Origin of the sequence: Caldalkalibacillus salinus, assembly GCF_016745835.1 — a bacterium.
Taxonomy (GTDB): Bacteria; Bacillota; Bacilli; order Caldalkalibacillales; family JCM-10596; genus Caldalkalibacillus_A; species Caldalkalibacillus_A salinus.
Genome location: NZ_JAERVL010000024.1, coordinates 40866 through 59868, shown reverse-complemented (window position 1 = coordinate 59868; position 19003 = coordinate 40866). Strand labels below are relative to the sequence as shown.

General features: G+C 42.0%; 17 protein-coding genes. 2 read left to right on the top strand and 15 right to left on the bottom strand.

Annotated features, from left to right (window positions below):
* Positions 1 to 42 precede the first annotated feature (42 nt).
* Entirely contained in the window at positions 43 to 1203 is a 1161-nt protein-coding gene (locus tag JKM87_RS13710) for a THUMP domain-containing class I SAM-dependent RNA methyltransferase (RefSeq protein ID WP_202080939.1), read from the bottom strand.
* A gap of 122 nt (positions 1204 to 1325) precedes the next feature.
* On the opposite strand from JKM87_RS13710, the gene JKM87_RS13705 reads away from it, so the two are divergent.
* Positions 1326 to 1985, top strand: coding sequence for a TerC family protein (locus JKM87_RS13705; protein WP_202080938.1), 660 nt, complete (start codon positions 1326 to 1328; stop codon positions 1983 to 1985).
* A 49-nt stretch (positions 1986 to 2034) separates the two neighbouring features.
* Here the strand turns inward: JKM87_RS13705 and JKM87_RS13700 are convergent, their stop codons facing one another.
* On the bottom strand, positions 2035 to 2457 hold the full coding sequence (locus tag JKM87_RS13700) for a bactofilin family protein (protein ID WP_202080937.1): 423 nt from the start codon (positions 2455 to 2457) through the stop codon (positions 2035 to 2037).
* Between the two features lie 260 nt (positions 2458 to 2717).
* On the opposite strand from JKM87_RS13700, the gene JKM87_RS13695 reads away from it, so the two are divergent.
* The gene (locus JKM87_RS13695) at positions 2718 to 3176 is read left to right on the top strand and encodes a Dps family protein (RefSeq protein WP_202080936.1); all 459 of its coding nucleotides are present in this window, start codon (positions 2718 to 2720) and stop codon (positions 3174 to 3176) included.
* 138 nt (positions 3177 to 3314) lie between these two features.
* Here the strand turns inward: JKM87_RS13695 and JKM87_RS13690 are convergent, their stop codons facing one another.
* The 13 genes from JKM87_RS13690 to gatA all read right to left on the bottom strand — a co-directional run bounded on the left by JKM87_RS13690 (position 3315) and on the right by gatA (position 18993).
* Positions 3315 to 4286: a siderophore ABC transporter substrate-binding protein gene (locus JKM87_RS13690; protein WP_202080997.1), complete on the bottom strand. Its 972-nt coding sequence runs from the start codon at positions 4284 to 4286 to the stop codon at positions 3315 to 3317.
* 47 nt (positions 4287 to 4333) lie between these two features.
* Positions 4334 to 5092, bottom strand: a complete 759-nt coding sequence (locus tag JKM87_RS13685; RefSeq protein ID WP_202080935.1) for an iron ABC transporter ATP-binding protein — start codon at positions 5090 to 5092, stop codon at positions 4334 to 4336.
* Positions 5083 to 6036 (bottom strand): iron chelate uptake ABC transporter family permease subunit, encoded by a 954-nt coding sequence (locus JKM87_RS13680; protein WP_202080934.1) that lies wholly within the window; start codon positions 6034 to 6036, stop codon positions 5083 to 5085. Before JKM87_RS13680 ends, JKM87_RS13685 begins: the two co-directional genes overlap by 10 nt.
* Positions 6026 to 6979 carry an ABC transporter permease gene (locus JKM87_RS13675; RefSeq protein ID WP_202080933.1) on the bottom strand — a complete coding sequence of 318 codons (954 nt, stop codon included), beginning with the start codon at positions 6977 to 6979 and terminating at the stop codon, positions 6026 to 6028. The genes JKM87_RS13680 and JKM87_RS13675 overlap by 11 nt, the downstream gene beginning before the upstream one ends.
* Before the next feature lie 502 nt (positions 6980 to 7481).
* Positions 7482 to 8486, bottom strand: a complete 1005-nt coding sequence (locus JKM87_RS13670; protein ID WP_202080932.1) for a DUF3231 family protein — start codon at positions 8484 to 8486, stop codon at positions 7482 to 7484.
* Between the two features lie 163 nt (positions 8487 to 8649).
* The gene (gene rlmD / locus JKM87_RS13665; protein WP_202080931.1) at positions 8650 to 10125 is read right to left on the bottom strand and encodes a 23S rRNA (uracil(1939)-C(5))-methyltransferase RlmD; all 1476 of its coding nucleotides are present in this window, start codon (positions 10123 to 10125) and stop codon (positions 8650 to 8652) included.
* A 330-nt stretch (positions 10126 to 10455) separates the two neighbouring features.
* On the bottom strand, positions 10456 to 11328 hold the full coding sequence (locus JKM87_RS13660) for a hypothetical protein (protein ID WP_202080930.1): 873 nt from the start codon (positions 11326 to 11328) through the stop codon (positions 10456 to 10458).
* Entirely contained in the window at positions 11328 to 11864 is a 537-nt protein-coding gene (locus JKM87_RS13655; RefSeq protein WP_202080929.1) for a sigma-70 family RNA polymerase sigma factor, read from the bottom strand. The genes JKM87_RS13660 and JKM87_RS13655 overlap by 1 nt, the downstream gene beginning before the upstream one ends.
* 169 nt (positions 11865 to 12033) lie before the next feature.
* Complete coding sequence (locus tag JKM87_RS13650) at positions 12034 to 12957, bottom strand: DUF1002 domain-containing protein (protein WP_202080928.1); 924 nt, start codon at positions 12955 to 12957, stop codon at positions 12034 to 12036.
* Positions 12958 to 13096: 139 nt separating this feature from the next.
* The gene (locus JKM87_RS13645) at positions 13097 to 14014 is read right to left on the bottom strand and encodes a diacylglycerol kinase (protein ID WP_202080996.1); all 918 of its coding nucleotides are present in this window, start codon (positions 14012 to 14014) and stop codon (positions 13097 to 13099) included.
* A gap of 142 nt (positions 14015 to 14156) precedes the next feature.
* Positions 14157 to 15674, bottom strand: a complete 1518-nt coding sequence (amyS, locus tag JKM87_RS13640) for an alpha-amylase (protein ID WP_202080927.1) — start codon at positions 15672 to 15674, stop codon at positions 14157 to 14159.
* Positions 15675 to 16087: 413 nt separating this feature from the next.
* Positions 16088 to 17521 (bottom strand): Asp-tRNA(Asn)/Glu-tRNA(Gln) amidotransferase subunit GatB, encoded by a 1434-nt coding sequence (gene gatB / locus JKM87_RS13635; RefSeq protein ID WP_202080926.1) that lies wholly within the window; start codon positions 17519 to 17521, stop codon positions 16088 to 16090.
* Positions 17518 to 18993 carry an Asp-tRNA(Asn)/Glu-tRNA(Gln) amidotransferase subunit GatA gene (gene gatA, locus JKM87_RS13630; protein ID WP_202080925.1) on the bottom strand — a complete coding sequence of 492 codons (1476 nt, stop codon included), beginning with the start codon at positions 18991 to 18993 and terminating at the stop codon, positions 17518 to 17520. Before gatA ends, gatB begins: the two co-directional genes overlap by 4 nt.
* Positions 18994 to 19003: the final 10 nt, after the last annotated feature.

The window sequence follows — 19003 nt, the reverse complement described above, 5'->3', positions numbered from 1 at the left end:
AAAAACGTGCCTGCTCGTTCGCAGACACGCCTTATGTACAGTTTATAACTCTCGGTCTAGAATTTCCTTAGGTGGGCGAGGCCCAAAGTATTGATAATAATCTACACGGATATTCCCACTAAAAAGCTTTCTTTTCTTGTTCGCCTTCCGGCCGAATAACGTCTCAAATTGTTGATGAGGCGTAAGGACATACACAGACCAGGTATCAAAATAATGTTTTGTCAGTCGGCCTAATGTCCGATACAGGGCTTCCGTTTCTTCCTTATCTCCAATTCTCTCACCGTAGGGAGGGTTAGTGATCATATAACCATATTCATATTCGGATCTTACATCTTTAAAGTCATGTTGACTTGCTTGGACAAGGTGGTGTACCCCAGCCTCTAAAGCATTGTTCTCCGTCAGCTTAACGGATTCGTCATCAATATCTGAAGCAAAGATAGCTAAGTTCCGATTGTACTCTGCTAAGTCCTCTGCTTCTTCTATGGCGTCATCCCATATCTTCTGGGGCAATATCCCCCATTCCTCTGCGTCAAACGACCTGTTGAAGCCTGGAGCAATGTTTTGACCGATGAGTGCGGCTTCAATGGCTAATGTACCAGAACCACAAAACGGATCGATAAAAGGGATGTTGGGTTTCCAACGACTGATTTGAATTAAGGCTGCCGCCATGGTCTCTTTTAAAGGAGCTACATTGTGTAATCTGCGGTAGCCCCTTTTGTGCAGCCCCTCACCACTTGTATCGATGGTGATCGTCGCGATGTCTTTTAATAGGGACACCTCGATGGTATAAGCTGGACCGTCTTCATCAAACCAACTCACATTGTATTTTTCTTTCATGTTCTCCACGATTGCTTTTTTCACGATCGCTTGTGAGTCTGAAATACTGAATAGGGTTGATTTGACTGAACGTCCCAGGACGGGAAAGTGGGCGTTCTTGGGTAGAATCTCCCCCCATGGCAATGCCTTGGTCTGTTGGAACAGTTCCTCGAAAGTAACGGCCTTGAACTCCGCAAGTTTCCACTTTACTCGATCGGCTGTACGTAACCACAGGTTTGATCTGGCGATACCTTTATAGTCTGTCGTATAAATGACTTTTCCATTTTCCGCTTGCGCATTCTTATACCCTAGGTCCATCACTTCTTGCTTCACAACGCCCTCCAAACCTGCGGTGGATGTGGCGATTAATTCAATCCGCTGACTCATACTCATGTCTCCTTTATACTTGCCTTCTCTTTCACAAATTTTCACTCGTTTGCCATTAAAAATTGGACTAAGTGGGACATGTTCATCATAACATGTACAAAGCTTCCTTAGGAGTGATGTGTATGGAATGGTGGCTCATTGCAATCATCAAAATTTTGATCATCAACCTTATCTTAAGTGGTGACAACGCCATCGTTATTGCCCTGGCGAGTCGCCATCTCCCCCCTCACCAACAAAAAATTGCCGTTTTTTGGGGTGCGCTAGGGGCTGTTACTTTACGTGTAGTACTGACACTTATCGCCATTCAACTCTTACAAATTCCTTTTCTAACAGCTTTAGGCGCTATATTGTTAGTGTGGATTGCCATTAAATTGATTACTCAGCAGGAAGAGCATGAAGAAATAAAGGCCTCCCATACCTTAAAAGGTGCCGTAATGACTATTATTATTGCTGACTTTATCATGAGCTTGGATAACGTTTTAGCAATCACAGCCGTGGCCAAAAATGACTTCATATTAATATTTTTTGGCCTTGTATTTAGTATCCCCCTTATCGTTTGGGGCAGTCAGCTTATATTAAAATTACTGGAAAAAATGCCGGTTCTCATTTACCTTGGCGCAGCAATCTTGGGTTTTACCGCAGGAGAGATGTTAGTTGCCGATGCAAAAGTGGCCTATTACATCCCACATGGTTCGTTCTGGCATTTACTTATGCCCATCATATCGACCATTTTTGTCCTGGCCATAGGATGGTTTAAAAGAATTAAAACCGCTTATGCCTAAGCGGTTTTCCCATTGCTTCCCATACAATGTCCTGTTTTAAATGAGCTACTTATTTCTCTGAGGTTTTACTTTTACCTGCCTCTTGAGTGGACGTTTGTGATGAGCGTTCTGCGCCATCCTCTCTTCCACCCATTTGACTGGTTCCTAAAAATATGCCGCCTTCCTCAATACTAAATGACTGAGAGATTGTATCCCCACTTAACGTCCCTGTTGAATGAATGGTTAATTTACCTTTCGTTTTCACATTTCCATCCACTTTCCCAGCGACAAAAGCGTCCTGTGCCATCACTTCAGAGTGAACGATACCTTTCTCTCCTACGTAAATCTGCCCTACGCCTTCAATAGTGCCTTCTGTTTCACCGTGCACATGCATACTCGCTTGTGAGACAATTTTCCCCTCAATATGGGTCCCTTCACCAATTACGGTATCCACCTTCATAGGGTCTATCCCCTTTTTTCTTTTAAAAAGCATGACTACCCCTCCATCCACAATAAACGTTTTATTACATTATTCGACATCTTCCACCCTTTTCCTTCATAGGGTTCTTAGCCTTTAGAAGATGCAGCTCATATTGGTTGATCTTATGTCTCAAACCAATCACTTCAAATTTGGGATTGACTTTTATTTATAATAATTATAATATAATAATAAGTTTAAATTAGGTGTGTTTAAAAACATGCTTCCAGGGGAAAATACCCTATAACAAAAATCAATGAGAGGTGTTTTGAATCATGGCACAAAATACAACGACCATTACCTTAACAGACGTCCTCAATAAGCAAATCGCTAACTTCAGTGTCCTCTTCGTGAAATTACACAATTACCACTGGTTTGTAAGTGGGGAGAATTTTTATGAGTTACACGTTAAATTTGAAGAATTCTATAATGAATCTCAAGGATACATTGATGACCTAGCTGAACGTTTACTCGCGATTAAAGGAAAGCCTGTCGCAACGATGCGCGACTTTTTACAGACGGCAACGGTGACAGAGGCAACTGGACAAGAGACATCAACTCAAATGGTTGAAACGATCGCCAAAGATTTTGAAACCATCGTATCTGAACTGAAAGAGGGCATCAAAGTGGCTGAAGAACACGAAGATGACCCCACAGCAGATATGTTGATTCATATCCGTACAAATCTAGAAAAGCACGTGTGGATGTTACACGCTTTTCTTAACAAATCTTAAAATAAGGCCTCGTTAAAAACATATAGACACTTCGTTACTCACACAACAATCCAGATTGGCAATCGTTATAGTCTTGCTTGTGAATAAACAAAGGCTTAGGGTGTTACAAGCCCTAAGCCTACTCTAAAGTAAAAAGTATTATTCTATAGCTGTATCGATTGCCTCAATCATTTTAGTCACGGAGACCAATCCGCCACCTGATAAGTACCAGTAATTCGGATCTAAGTATATGATGTTATTATTCTTATAAGCTTGTGTGGTTTGAACGAGTTCATTTTCGATCGCTTGCTCCGCACTTGCACTCTCAGTGACCACAGCGTTACGGTCAATAACAAATAAGTATTGTGGGTCACGCTCTAGAATATATTCATATGACACGTTCATCCCATGCGTGGATACATCAATATTTTCATCCACTGGCGATATCCCCAGTACGTCATGGATGAGCCCAAATCGTGAACCTGGGCCATATGCGTTGATGTTCCCTTCATTAGCTAATACAACTAACCCATTCGTCTTTTGCGTAGTGGCTTTTTCTTTGACTTGATCAACTAAGGTGTCGATGGCGTCCAGTTCTTCTGCCATTTCATCTTTTTTGTCAAAAATTTGTCCTAGTTTTTCCATATTATCTTTGAACGATGACATATAATCCTCAGTGTCTAATCCCATGTATATGGTAGGACTGATCTTGTTCAACTCATCTGCTAATTCTAACTGACGTCCGGAGATAATAATCAGGTCTGGGTCCATTGTCGCAATGGCTTCAAAGTCAGGTTCTTTTAGACTGCCGACGTTGACGTATTCATCACTCTCATACTGCTCCAAATAAGGTGGGATATTCGCTTGCGGGACACCAGCAACTGAGATTCCTAGTTTATCTAATGAATCGAGAATACCGAAGTCAAATACCACCACTTTTTCTGGTTTCACGGGTACGACCGTTTCACCTAATTGGTCTACAATCGTCACCTCTTGTACAACTTCAGTCCCCTGCGCATCAACTTGATTTTTTTCACTTAGGGTGTTGTCCCCTTCAACCGTTGTATCAGTACCACATGCCACTAACAAGACGACCATCGCCAATCCAATGAAAAAAAGTGCCTTCTTCATCTTTCTCATGTTCCTCCCTCTTTTACATTCCGTTATGTTTTTCATACTTACGTGAAATAAACACAGATGCGTTGTTTGTTAATCTTTTCAATGTGGATGTCCATATCGTAGATCTCTTTCAGCACGGTTGGATTAATGATTTCAGGTGTTGTGCCTTCCTTCACGATTTGGCCATTTTTTAATGCGACGATATGATCTGAGTAACAAGAAGCGAAGTTAATATCATGAAGGACAATGACAACCGTCTTGCCTAACTCATCGACTAAACGTCTAAGCACCTGCATAATCTGAACAGAATGTTTCATATCTAAGTTGTTTAACGGTTCATCTAATAAAACATAGTCCGTATCCTGGGCGATCACCATCGCTATAAATGCGCGTTGTCTTTGGCCTCCACTGAGTTGATTAAGGTATTGGTCTTGCATCTCTTCAAGCCCCATATACTGAATGGCCTCATCCACATGCTGCCAGTCTTCTTTCGTTAACCTACCTTGAGAGTATGGAAAGCGGCCAAATGAAACCAGATCTTTTACCGTCAACCTCATGTTTAAATGATTAGATTGCTTTAGAATGGACACCTTTTTAGCTAACTCACTGCTCTTACTTTCACTCACCTCCTCGTTCTCAATAAAAATTTGACCTTCATCCTTGGAGATGAGCCGGCTCACCATGGATAGTAAGGTACTCTTACCAGCCCCATTAGGTCCGATAAACGACGTGATGGTCCCTTTTTTAACTTGCAAAGACACATGATCCACCACTTGTTTCTCTCCATATCTTTTCGTTACATCCTGGACTAAGACCATGATTTGTTCCCCCTTAGTAAAAGGTAAATAAAGTACACACCACCGATGAAGTTAATGATCACATTGATGGTTGTCGAAAAAGTGAATACTCTTTCAACCAGAAACTGTCCGCCAATTAAACTAATCACGCTGATAAACATAGCGCCCCATAATAAGTAAGCATGCTTATATGTCCTAAGAAACTCATAGGTGACATTGGCCACGAGTAATCCTAAAAATGTTATCGGTCCAACGAGCGCTGTCGCTATGGAAATGAGGATGGCGATTAACACGAGAAGCCGCTTGACGATATACTCGTAGTCCACACCAAGGTTGACTGCTTCATCCCTACCCAACGCTAAAACATCGAGGTACTTTAAGAACTTCCAAAAATACGCCGCAACACCGATAAACATCATCATTGAGAACAGTAGAATGTCCGTGTTCACGTTGTTAAAGCTCGCGAACATGCGGTCTTGTACCACAAAAAACTCATTCGGGTCAATTAAGACCTGCATAAAGGTAGAGATACTCCCAAATAACGTGCCGAGTACAATCCCGACAAGCAGTAAAAAGTAGATATTTCGCCCCTCGTTGCCGAAAAGAAGCTTGTAGAAAAGCCCCGCAAAGAGAATCATGAGCGTCACAGATAGCGCAAAATTAATATTTTGATCGGAGACAACAACACTGGCGGAACCGAACACAAAGATAAAGAACGTTTGAATTAACACATATAAAGAATCGAGACCAATGATACTCGGCGTTAGGATTCGGTTATTGGTAATCGTTTGAAATACCACAGTCGAACAAGCGATAGCAGCCCCTGTAACGACGATGGCTAAAACTTTCATCCCTCGTCTAGGAAGAATGTAACCCCAATTGCCTCCTAGGTTATAAAAAACAAACAGCGCACTGAGCAACACTGCAAGGCTGGCTAAAATGATGAGTTTTGTTCTATTGTTCATACACTTTTCTCCCTAACAACAAGTATAGGAATACGCCACTACCGATCACGCCTACGCTCATGCCAATCGGGATCTCATACGGATAAATCACGAGACGCCCCACTATATCGCAGATTAAAAGAAACACAGCCCCCAGCAAAGCAGTGTGTGATAGATTTTTCTTTAGATGGTCACCGTTATAAATACTCACGATATTGGGGATAATCAGGCCTAAAAATGGAATCATCCCAACGGTTAACAGGACAATGGAGGCCACAGCGGCTACAATGATCAACCCTAAGCGGACGACAGCCCTGTAATTGAGCCCTAAATTCTGAGAAAAATCTTCGCCCATGCCTGCCACTGTAAACTTATTGGCAAAAATGTAAGCCACAATGACAAGAGGAATACTTATGTACAAAAGTTCATACCTTCCTTTAATCATTAAAGAAAAATTACCCTGCAACCAGGATGACATATTCTGAATGAGATCGTACTTCAATGCAAAGAAAGTGGTAATCGAACCGATTATTCCGCCAAACATTAAACCGACCAATGGAATAAAGACAGGATCCTTGTATTTCACCTGATCTAATATTTTCATAAAGATAATGGTCCCCGCTAGAGCAAAAAGAAAAGCAACGAACATTTTCACGAATGCACTAGCAGAAGCAAAAAGCAACAGTGACACCAATACACCTAACCTCGCTGCGTCCATTGTCCCTGCTGTTGTAGGAGATACAAATTTGTTTCGTGTCAGTTGTTGCATGATTAAGCCACAGATACTCAAGCTCACACCGGCAATGACAATGCTAGCTAGCCTAGGAATACGACTGACAAGCAAGATTTGCCATTGGTCATGACTTAGTTGAAAAACATCCAATGGAGAAATATCTGAAACCCCAACAAATAGTGATGTGATGGATAGTACGACTAATGCGATTAAGAGATATCTCTTTTTCAACTCCTCCTACCTACTCTCCTCTTTTCATTTTGATCCAGCATGGTACTAATGATAATCATTCTCACTAATAAGGTAAAAAACGAACGGGTTGAACCCGCTCTAGTGATAACGATTCTCATTAATCGTTATTATATTGCTAATGATAATCATTGTCAATTATATTTGTGGCTTTTATGGATTTTTTTGGTACATCTTTTCTTCATTTATATATATTTTGCGCCGTATTTCTAAAACATTTGCTTTTAGTCACGACTGACTCACATGTGTATCAATAACATTCATATCTATCCTATTCCAAAAAAAAGCTATGGGTATAACTGACTGTTATATCCATAGCTCAGATTGTAGAAAAACCTCTTCTGAACCAGCAGACTAATCTCTATTAAGATGACCGGGAGTCTAATGGACTAAATTCTTACCTGGTTGTATAGGAGTATCTACATAGAACATTATGGTGATTTATGGTCGAAAATATAATACCCTCGATGAAGGCATTTAGATATTACTTATCTTTGGCTATCTCTTTCCTATCAGGAGCCAACGGTGGTTCCTCTAACCACTTATTTTTGGTCATTAGGTTGAACCATTCTTTTGTAATCATTAAATTTTTTAATATGATTTTCTCATAGGTCGTGACAATGTCTATTCGCATGGCGGATGCAAGACCTGACCCATGATAAGCTTGTGCAGATTGTAATAAAAATCCGACATGATATAGCATTAACTTATCTGAAAAAGGAGCATCCTGAGAAGTTGAAACCTCTGATTCCCAAGACATTGGTACGGGTAAATTATCTCCTTTAAGGATTTTACTTAATGATTGTATTTGTTGGTCTGATGCGGTTGACGCACTCTCTAGAAATGTCCTTATTTCTTTTGATTCTGTTACTTGACTAAATCCAATAGAGAGTGACTTCTCCATAATCTTCTTTTTTAAATTAAGCGAAAGAGCTATAACTTCTGTTGACGCTAAAGGCCGTTTGTCCCCAAAAAAACCATTGATAAATTTCTGTCCTGAAACAAACGCTTGATTCTCTTCAGGGTAAAAATAAGGGTCCCTTTGAAAATGTCCCTTTTCCAACAATAAATCAGTTGTTCGATGGTACATACTCATGCCCTCTTGAGTACCTGATTCATAAAAGTGTCTTAAATCTTTCCTCACAGATGAACTGAGAGATGTGGAATGCCCTAATAAACCATGAAGGGTCATTATATGTAAATAATGTAGGCAGAAGATGTCAGAAAATAACCTTTTGGCATCCTTATTAAGGTCAGTTTCATTAAAACCAACAGGAACGGGGAACCCTTCGTTTACAATGAATCGTTTTATTTGATGTTTTTGTTTATCAAATATCTTTAATGCGTCCTCGAAAAGTAATTTTATTTTCTCATCTTCTATAATAGACAACATATATTTATTGACAATATCAACAGCGGTTCCATTTACATATTCTAACCACAATGTTCCTATTTCTGAAGATGTAAGTTTTAGTTGATCTTTATCCATAAAATCACCTCAACCCAATTTTTCCCTAACATCAACATTTTATTAAGTTTTTTTACTTAAGGTAGGTTTTTCAAAGCTAAAATATGATAAGAGCAACACATGATGACTTATATGGTACAAGATAAACTTCAACTATGAGGGTTTGAAAAAGAAAAGAGCCCCTTTAATCATCCTTTAAGACGATCTGCGAGACGCACTCCACATGGCTTGTGTGCGGGAACATATCCACAGGCTGAACCTCCTTGGTTTCAAATCCTCCCTCTTCAAGCACTTTGAGATCACGGGCGAGTGTAGCGGGATTACAGGATACATAGACAACTTTCTGAGGTTTCATGTCTGTGATCGTCTGAAGTAAGGCCTCGTCACACCCTTTGCGTGGGGGATCAACAACGATAACGTCTGCATGAACCCCTTGTGCTTGCCACCATGGTATCACTTTTTCCGCTTCCCCTACAGCAAAATCAGTATTCTCTAAATGATTGAGGCGAGCGTTCCTTTTTGCATCAGAGATAGCCTCTGGAACCACCTCAACGCCTAACACACGCTTAGCCTGCTGTGCTAGAAACAGAGAGATCGTTCCGATTCCACAATACGCATCTATGACCGTTTCGTTTCCCTGTAAATCGGCGTATTCCAACGCTTTGGCGTATAAAACTTCCGTTTGCTGCGGGTTGACCTGGTAAAATGAACGGGCAGAAATAGCGAATTTAATATCACCAATGTAATCATAGATGTACGTCTCTCCCCAAAGGACACGTGTGACATCACCAAATATCACGTTTGTACGTGTTGTGTTCACATTTTGAACGATACTTTTTAACTGAGGGAGCTTGGCTTTAAGCGCATTAATCAGTTCATCCTGGTGTGGAAGCTGGTCGCCATTGGTGATGAGGACAACCATGAGCTCGTCCGTTTTGAAGCCATACTTAGTGACCACATGGCGAAGTAACCCTTGATGCGTGTTTTCGTTGTAGGCTGTTATGCCTAGCTTTTCCGCTGTATCTTTAACTTGCTGGACCAAGCTATCATTCTGCTCATGTTGGATTAAACATTCATTCATATCTATGATATCGTGTGTGCCCTGACGATAGAATCCCCCGATCAGGCCGCCTTCATGTTCACCGATCGGCACTTGGGCTTTATTGCGGTATCGCCATGGGTCCTCCATGCCTAATGTGGGATGGACACTCACTTTGTCTAGGTCTAAATGTGCCATCCTCTGGAGTTGACTTTGTACTTGTCGTTGTTTCTGCCTCAATTGTTCTTCGTACTGCAGGTGCTGCAACTGACAGCCCCCACACTGATCAAAAATAGGACATAGTGGTGTCACACGTGCTGTACTGGATTCGTATCTTTCAAGTAGCTTTGCGTAGCCGAAGCGTTTTTTCGTTTTTAACACTTTCGCTTTGATGCTTTCTCCAGGCAAGGCATGCTTTACAAATAATGTATACCCCTGATACTTTCCAACACCCATTCCTTCATGATTCAGATCATCTATCGTCAAATCGATGATATCGTTTTTTTCTACGACCGGTGTAAAGCCAGGGCTTGCTGCTTGTTTTTTGGCTTGCTTACGCTTTTTTTGAGTTGTTTGCTTGGTTTCAGTTGTTTGCTTCGTTTGCTTTTTTCGCTTGGCCATGATCGTCACTCTTTCTGTTCTATATATGCCTAACAGCCCATTGAACTGCGATTGGCATTGTTAACTTCATTTGAGTCCTTTTGATTTTATTTGGTTGATTCCTTTTGATTTTATTTGGTTGAGTCCTTCTGAAATTTATTCGGGTGAGTGCTTTTGAATATATCTGATGGCATTGTACCACACTGCTTACCCTTTTCCAAAAAAGAGACCGCCCCACATCAGCCTGCAGGGCGATCTTTTAAAAGCTTGTTGTTTGCATTGTGGTATTGTCAATTTTTTATATTGGCTTCTTGGCAAAATGCCATTTTAGGTGGTTGGCACCCTATCGTTCTATTCTTGCGGCTCCCCTCGAACCACTTGAAATTCTCGAAGCATGTGGAACATTCGTGCCCCATGACCTTCTGCTGCTTCTAAAAAGTATTGTTGTTTGATAATGAAACTACCTTCCAACTCATTACTGACCACGTAATATACAACAACTTCACTATCCCATTCTTGACCTCCTAGAGCCCTTACACTGTAACCACTCACGGGGTCCTCCACTTGTTCAATGTCTCTTACAACGGGATACGTGTCTAACAACGTGTCGTGTATCTCATTAATGGCATCTTGAGGGTCGATCGATGTGTTTTGGGTGATCTCCATATAAACGTCAGGATAATCAGCCGGTATATCCGCCTCAATACGAAAAACGTCATCGTTCTCTATCACTTCATACCGCTCTTCATCAACATAGATGATAAAGTCTGCTTCTTCTTCGCTCTTGGACTCGCCCTCATGCAGATTAACATCCGTCTCTTCTGGCATACCTTCTAGCTCCTGTTCAATTTCTTTTTCTGGTTCAAACCACTGCCTGATTTGAGAGATGAACGCCTGCCCCTGCTCCGTTGCAGTGGCAAACATCGTTGCTAATAACAGACCTGCAGCTGTGGCTGTGATTATAACCCACTTTTTACTTTTAGCCGTACGTGTCTTCTTCATGTTGTTTTTTCCCCTCTCTAACTGTTGTTTCCCCATATCATGGACGTGTGGAGCCGCTTCGTGAGTTGATGGTAACTTGTGAACGTTGCTGTCTTTGGCTTCACTATCGAGCTGATCAAGACGGTTCTCGATGGCAGACCAAATCTTCTCTTTTTGTTCCACGGAAGGATCTGTCCCTTTTTCCAGACTTTCCTTGATTAATTTGTCTTTATGATTGCCCATCAAGATCCCTCCTTTGCCTCTTCTTGTTCTAAGGCCTTTCTCAAAAGTTGCCTTGCTTTAAATAGCCTAGATTTGACGGTGTTATGCTTTATATTTAACGCTTCGGCAATATCGAGTTCTGACAAATCATGCAAGTACTTTAATATGAGAGGTATACGATATAAGCCCTTTAGATTGGTAATGGCTTGGTATAAGTCACCGTACTGTTCGAAGGTGTATTCATCCTGTTTGGCTAGTGACTGATCATTATCCCACTCTTGATCTAAGGGCACTAGTTTGCCTGAGCGTTCGAGAATACGTCTACACTCATTGAGTAAAATACGATAAAACCATGGTTTGAAAGGCTTATTTTCGTCATACTGGTCCAGATGTTGGTAGACGCGTATGAATGTTTCTTGTACGGCGTCTGCTGCTAGACTCTCATCTTTCGTGACAGCCGTGGCCACTCTTATGGCATAATGAGCATATTTGTCGTATAAGACTCGGAATGCAGCGCGATCGCCTTCTTTTATCTGTTTGATTGTGTCATTGTCCACACGCCAAACCTCCTTTCATATTAACTACCTGCTATACGAACAAAAAGTTCTTTTTTATATCAATTTTTATATATTAAATTTGCATTCTTTTTTTACAAGTAAAAAGGCATGACTGTATTAAGCCACGCCTTCGTATAGTATATATGCTTTTTTATCCATTCATACGGGGTCACCCCTCTTCATTACTTTGTCCCTGACCGAACATGTCTTTTATCTGTTCCACTAATTCGATGAGGAAGTTTAGTATGCTTTGAATCAAGTTCTCTGTTTCCTCTCGTTGTAATATATCTCCCAGATTATCTCTAATATGTCTCAGCTGCTGCCCAACTTGGTCCCAGTTGATGTTGAGGTCTTTAATCCTTTTCAGAAGGTGAACCAATGACTCAACATCTTTTTCTGTAAGTTCTATATTTAATTCAGCTGCTACTCTATTGATTAACTCACGGTAGTCTTCATCCGTGTTTAACTCTTGCTCACCTAAAGCCTCTTTCAAGCGCATCACGAGCTCAGCGGCTTCTTCGGCTCCAATTCTTTCGGCTAGTTCTCGCGTACGCACCATTTCCTCATTAGCCACTTCTTTTTGTTCTTCACTAATATCTGTATCTGCTGCCACTTCAAACGCTTTTAACACACCTGTCAAGGCCGCCGTTCCTGAGACACCTGTTGGTGCGGTGACATACACTTCTGCGTCCTGAATCCCTGCTGTGACGAGTGCATTGGTGTACATTTCGGGGGTGATAGAGGTAATGTTATTCGTTTTGACCTCAATCCCAGACCCTTCCTCCGTCAGTGTAATACGCACGGATGAGATCGCATTAGAACCAATCTCGGAAGCACTATAGTAATCTCCGAGATAATGATACTCTTCTTCATTTGTAACATAAAGGATATCAACATCCTCTTCAACAACATCCATTTCTTCTAAGAGCTGTTGTTGCTGGTCATCAGACAAATCATTGCCAAGTGAGACCACCGTTTTCCCTACTTCACCTTGTGCCTCGTCTGCTAAAACTTGAAATGGAAAGATGAGGCACACCATAGCAGCAATCGAAAGAATGAGCCATACTTTTGAACGACGATGAAAGGGTGACATTGACAAATCCTCCTTTTTACCATGAATTTGGTAATGTATTGTGAATATAGACCCATGACTTTTGCATCACTTTATAAACATTCGAAAATGCCCTGTCATTTCTGTCCTTCACTCAGCCATTTGGACTATACAATGGGACTTATTTCGTTTCCGTTATTTGTTTATTTTTTGGTCTCAAAGGAACAAAAACATGTAAATGCTCGTGCAGCACTTTAAAATGGGCAGGAAGGTGTCCACCAAACTCCCCGTCTAGATTCATTTGTACGTTATTTTTCGAGGTCACTTTCAGCTCACGCGTTCGAAAATAGATGACTCTAGGGTCCTTAAAGTGTTCACCTCTTAAGGCTAACGTCACAATCTTAATAAATTCTGGTATGCTTGTCTTTTTTACAACAAGCACATCAAAGAGACCGTCTTGTAAATTTGCCTCCGGTGCAATTTTGTTTAGTCCCCCTATCGATTGGCTGTTAGCGACAAGAAACATCATGATTTCTTCATCTATAAACGTATCTTTTGTCTTTAAGTGCACCCTTGTAGGCTTTAATAAGGCGAGCTTTTCGACCCCTTTAGCGTAATAGGCTAGTTGTCCTAACATTGTTTTCCACTTACTAGGCACTTCATACGTCAGTTCGGTTAACGTGCCGCCTCCAGCGACGTTTATAAAATATTGGTCGTTTATTTTACCTATGTCTGTCGGTTGCGTGTGACCTGCCACAATAATGTTACACGCCTCATCCAAATCTCTCGGTATACCTAGAGCACGGGCAAAATCATTCGTTGTCCCTGCGGGGAGAATGCCTAACTGGGGGCGATGCTCCTGTTCAGCTAAACCATTAATCACTTCATAAACTGTGCCGTCACCACCGGCCGCCACAACAAGATCGACACCTCTACGAATAGTATCTTGTGCTGCACGGGTGGCATCACCCTCTCCAGTGGTGGCATGAGCCGACGTTTCATACCCCGCTTGTTCTAATGTGACCAAGATATCGGGTAATTTTTTCTTTACAAGTTCCCTACCAGATGTGGGATTATAAATAATTCTCGCTTTTTGCATATTATCACCTATTCTCATCATACATCTTCTTCCAATGCTTGTCATCTTCATTCTATGCTAGTCGTTTGAGGATTATATCTCCAAAGAAAAAAGACCCTGTTACGGGTCCCTAAAATGAAGCTGATACACAATTATATTCGCTTTATTGATTAACCCAAATTGAAACGGAGCCTCCATTCACATGAAACTGCCCCCATCCGTCTCCATTAATCGTCACTGAATCGGATCGGTTACCTGTTAGATCGTGCCACACCTGCCCCGCTTTATCCTGACCGACATACATCCACTTAGACCCGCCATCACTATCTGACATGATCGTGGCTAAGCCAGAATTAGGGTGGTCAACGTCACCCTCTCTCGTCCAACCTATCACATTCTCGTGATTAAGATAGTCATGTTGCTTCCCGTAGGCGTAGTCTTTTCTCGCTTCTAATATTGGATCGATCTGATCTTTCATCGGTGATATACCATGGCTCGGTATACCATAGTAATCCCCGTAGAAGACACTAGGATAACCATCCTGGCGTGTCAAAGTAAGAGCATAGGCCAAGGGCTTAAACCATTCTTGGACATAAGATTCTAATGATTCGCCCGGTTGTGTATCGTGATTATCAACGAACGTCACGGCATGTTGCGGGTGCTTTTGTACTAAGGTGTGATCAAAAATGGTCCTCATATCATATTGACCATGACTATTGGAGGCTTGATATAAATTAAAATGAAGGGGCACATCAAACAGACTGTGATTCCAATCAGTTTTTTGTAGATAATTTTCTAGCTTGGCGATATCATTAGCCCAAAACTCAGCTACTGCAAACAGGTCTTTCCCTGTATTTTGTCTGATGTGATTGAGCCAGTCTCTTGTAAAATCGAACTTCATATGCTTGACTGCATCTAAGCGAAAACCGTTCAAATCTAAAGCGTTCGTATACCATGCTCCCCAATGTCTAAGCTCGTTAACAACGTCAGGGTGTTCCATATCTAAATCCGCGTACATAAGGTAATCGTAATTTCCATTTTCGTTATCAACCTCCCAGTCCCAGCCTTTATAATCACCTCTAAATTTGTATACCTTTCCTTCCTGCTGACTGTTCTCATCCCAGTCTGTCCCGTCAAAATGATACCAACGCCATTTAAAGTCTGAGTATGTCTCTCCTCTACCAGGGAAGTCAAATCCTGTCCAAGCTTCGATCTGGTATGTGCTTGAAATTTCTTCATTACGGTTATACGGATTGACTTCTACAGCGTCGACCCTTTCTGTAAAATCTGCCCCGCCTTTGTGGTTCATGACCACGTCACCATAAACATCAACACCGTTCTGTTTAAGTGCATCAATCGCCGCGAGCAGTTGTTGCTTCGTCCCATACTTTGTACGCACCGTTCCTTGTTGATTAAATTCACCTAGGTCATAAAGATCATACACACCGTAGCCCACATCATCTTGACTCGTTCCCTTATAAGCAGGTGGCAACCACACAGCCGTGATACCTACATCACTCAATTCTGAGGCATAATTTTGTAAGCGGTTCCAATGTTCTCCATCGTTAGGTACATACCATTCAAAGAACTGCATTATTGTTCCGTTGGTCCCCGTGTGCTGAGCTCGTGCTTCCTGTGCCTGAAAGCCCTGTAGTAAAAAGCCAAACAATAAGACAAACATGGTAGCTAAAAGAGTGAACACCCTCAAAGTCAATCTTACCTTCAAATCAATCTCTCCCCTCAAGCTGATTATCGGAATGATTCAGCGGATGCCCCTTCCGATTTTGGGAAAACGGTTGCATATAGTGACAAAAAAAATGAATTGACCTACATCAATTTTTCCTCTAAAAAAGGTGCAATCGGTTGCATTAAAAAGGCTGAATTTCCCGTACTTTTACTTTAACGGGGTACACTTCAGTCTGTCAATGACGGTACGAGTATTTAGGTATTTTTTACCATGCACTTCTTTTGTTATTTTAACTCTAGAATGACAGAATGACTTCGAATATAAAAAAGAAGAGGGACATATTATCCCCCCTTCAATTATTTCAATGTCCGTATTATTAACCCTCTACTGAAGTACCCAGTCAAAGGTTATCTTTTTTCAATCTCTTGAATAATAAGCTTATTAGCCATTTGAGGGTTCGCTTTTCCTTTAGTCTTCTTCATAATTTGACCTACTAGGAAACCGACGGCCTGCTTCTTGCCGGCTTTGTAATCATCGATTGACTGTTGATTCTGATCAAGAACTTCTTGTACATACTGTGTCAACTCGCTTTCATCACTGATCTGGACAAGGCCTTTGTCCTGTACAATCTGTTCTGGGTCTCCCCCTTCTTCCATTAGTTCTTTAAAGACGGTTTTAGCTATCTTCCCACTGATCGTCCCTTTTTCAATCAAGCCAATTAAACTGCCGAGTGCCTTCGGTGAGAGAGAGACATCCTCTATCTCCTTATCATTCGCATTGAGATAGCCTAGCACTTCCCCCATCATCCAGTTTGCTACCTGCTTAGGATCTTCACAGTATTGGTTAGCTTCATCAAAGAAGTCAGCTAGATTCTTAGATGCTGTAATGACCCCGGCGTCATAGCTAGATAAGCCATAATCTTGCATATACCGCGTTTTACGGGCATCAGGTAGCTCCGGGATTGTCTCTCTAATCTGATCGAGCATGGCGTCACTTATTTTCATCTTTACGAGGTCTGGGTCCGGGAAGTAGCGATAATCATGGGCTTCTTCTTTGCCACGCATAAGGACTGTTTCCTGTTTGGCATCGTCCCAACGCCGCGTTTCTTGCTCGACTTCTCCACCAGAAGTGAGTACCTTTTCTTGACGTTTTTCCTCGTACTCTAAACCTTTTTGTACCCCTTTAAAGGAGTTCATATTCTTCAGTTCGGTCCGTGTTCCGAAAGCCTCCTGTCCTTTTGGGCGAATGGAAATATTAGCGTCACAGCGGAGGGAGCCTTCCTCCATTTTACAATCAGAGACCTCAGTATACTGAAGGATGGCTTTCAATTTTTCCAGATAAGCGTAACCTTCTTCTGGTGATCGAATGTCCGGCTCGGACACAATCTCAACTAAAGGTGTGCCTACTCTGTTAAAGTCGACGAGAGAGTGGTTGGCACCATCGACATGCGTCAGTTTACCCGCATCTTCCTCTAGGTGCAGACGCGTAATCCCTATTTTCTTTTTCTCTCCACCGACCTCAATCTCAATCCAGCCGTTCTTTCCTATAGGCTGGTCGTATTGTGAGATCTGATACGCCTTAGGCGAATCGGGATAAAAATAATTTTTACGATCAAACTTACTATCCTTAGAAATCTCACAATTCAAGGCCAGCGCCGCCTTGATGGCGTATTCTAACGCTTTTTGGTTAAGGACAGGCAACACACCAGGATGTCCAAGACAAACGGGACACGTGTGTGAGTTCGGAGGCGCTCCAAATGTTGTTGAACAGTGACAGAAGATTTTTGTTTCTGTTGATAGTTCTGCGTGTACTTCTAAACCTATGACCGTTTCATAACTCATGACTGCTTGCCCCCTAGCGCTGGAACTGCGCGATGATGATCTGTGTGCTGCTCGTAAGCGTGTGCCACCCTTAATACAGTGGACTCATCAAATGCTTTGCCTATAATCTGTAGTCCGACCGGTAATCCCTCTTGGGAGAAGCCGCACGGAACACTCATCGCTGGCACCCCAGCCAAATTAACAGGTATGGTTAAAATATCTTCTACGTACATGGTTAATGGATCGTCGACCTTTTCCCCTACCTTAAACGCTGTTGTCGGTGTAGTCGGCCCTACGATGACATCATAGCGTTCAAGTATATTCTCAAAGTCTTGCTTGATCAAAGTACGTACTTTCTGTGCTTTTTTATAGTAAGCGTCGTAATAGCCCGAACTAAGCGCGTAGGTCCCTAGCATAACCCTTCTTTTAACCTCGTCCCCAAAGCCTTCGCTTCTCGTTTTCTTGTATAAATCTAGTAGGTTTTCCGCTCCTTGTGCGCGTTTACCGTAACGCACACCATCAAATCGCGCGAGGTTAGAGGAAGCTTCGGATGAAGCGATAATATAGTAACTCGGTACAGCGTATTCAGAATGAGGTAAGGATACCTCTTCCCATGTTGCACCCATCGATACTAATGTTTTCAAAGCGGCTAAGACTTTTTCTCTCACTTCAGGGTCAATGCCTTCTCCGATATATTCCTTAGGAACGGCAATACGTAATCCTTTCACGTCGCCCGTTAAAGCTGACATATAATCTGGTACGTCTACATCGGCAGACGTTGAATCCTTGGCATCATGGCCAGCAATAGATTGCAACACGTATGCGGCGTCTTCAACCGTTTTGGTTAATGGGCCTATCTGATCTAGTGATGAAGCGAAAGCGACTAGTCCAAATCTAGACACGAGACCGTACGTCGGTTTTAAACCGACAATACCGCAGAAAGCAGCAGGCTGTCTGATAGAACCCCCTGTATCTGAACCTAAAGCAAAGTATACTTCTCTCGCAGCTACAGCTGCCGCTGCACCCCCACTAGAGCCTCCTGGTACATAATCCGTATGCCATGGGTTCCGGCTCGCTGTATATCCTGAGTTTTCGTTAGAAGATCCCATGGCAAATTCATCCATATTCAGCTTTCCAAGCATCACGGATTGTGCCTCTTCTAGCTTTTGGACCACTGTTGCGTTATAGACAGGGACAAAGTTGTCTAACAGTTTACTCGCGCATGTGGTACGTACATCCTTCGTTGAAATATTATCCTTGATACCCGCTGGCAATCCAAACAATAAGCCCCGATTTCCTTCGGTATCCGCCTGCTTGTCCAGTTCAGTCGCTTTTTGTTTGGCCCCTTGTTCATCTACTGTTATAAACGCTTGTATCTCCCCATCGACGTCTTCGATACGCTGAAGCGCTTCTTCGACAAGTTGCTTGACGGTCAGCTCTTTGTTATGCAGTTGCGTATGTATGTCTTTCAGTGATTGATTTAAATATGACATGTTTTCCCCT

Coding starts and splice junctions, on each gene's coding strand:
- JKM87_RS13710 (WP_202080939.1), bottom strand. CDS start 1,203: ATGAGTCAGCGGATTGAATTAATCGCCACATCCACCGCAGGTTTGGAG.
- JKM87_RS13705 (WP_202080938.1), top strand. CDS start 1,326: ATGGAATGGTGGCTCATTGCAATCATCAAAATTTTGATCATCAACCTT.
- JKM87_RS13700 (WP_202080937.1), bottom strand. CDS start 2,457: ATGCTTTTTAAAAGAAAAAAGGGGATAGACCCTATGAAGGTGGATACC.
- JKM87_RS13695 (WP_202080936.1), top strand. CDS start 2,718: ATGGCACAAAATACAACGACCATTACCTTAACAGACGTCCTCAATAAG.
- JKM87_RS13690 (WP_202080997.1), bottom strand. CDS start 4,286: ATGAAGAAGGCACTTTTTTTCATTGGATTGGCGATGGTCGTCTTGTTA.
- JKM87_RS13685 (WP_202080935.1), bottom strand. CDS start 5,092: ATGGTCTTAGTCCAGGATGTAACGAAAAGATATGGAGAGAAACAAGTG.
- JKM87_RS13680 (WP_202080934.1), bottom strand. CDS start 6,036: ATGAACAATAGAACAAAACTCATCATTTTAGCCAGCCTTGCAGTGTTG.
- JKM87_RS13670 (WP_202080932.1), bottom strand. CDS start 8,486: ATGGATAAAGATCAACTAAAACTTACATCTTCAGAAATAGGAACATTG.
- rlmD (WP_202080931.1), bottom strand. CDS start 10,125: ATGGCCAAGCGAAAAAAGCAAACGAAGCAAACAACTGAAACCAAGCAA.
- JKM87_RS13660 (WP_202080930.1), bottom strand. CDS start 11,328: ATGGGCAATCATAAAGACAAATTAATCAAGGAAAGTCTGGAAAAAGGG.
- JKM87_RS13650 (WP_202080928.1), bottom strand. CDS start 12,957: ATGTCACCCTTTCATCGTCGTTCAAAAGTATGGCTCATTCTTTCGATT.
- JKM87_RS13645 (WP_202080996.1), bottom strand. CDS start 14,014: ATGCAAAAAGCGAGAATTATTTATAATCCCACATCTGGTAGGGAACTT.
- amyS (WP_202080927.1), bottom strand. CDS start 15,674: ATGTTTGTCTTATTGTTTGGCTTTTTACTACAGGGCTTTCAGGCACAG.
- gatB (WP_202080926.1), bottom strand. CDS start 17,521: ATGAGTTATGAAACGGTCATAGGTTTAGAAGTACACGCAGAACTATCA.
- gatA (WP_202080925.1), bottom strand. CDS start 18,993: ATGTCATATTTAAATCAATCACTGAAAGACATACATACGCAACTGCAT.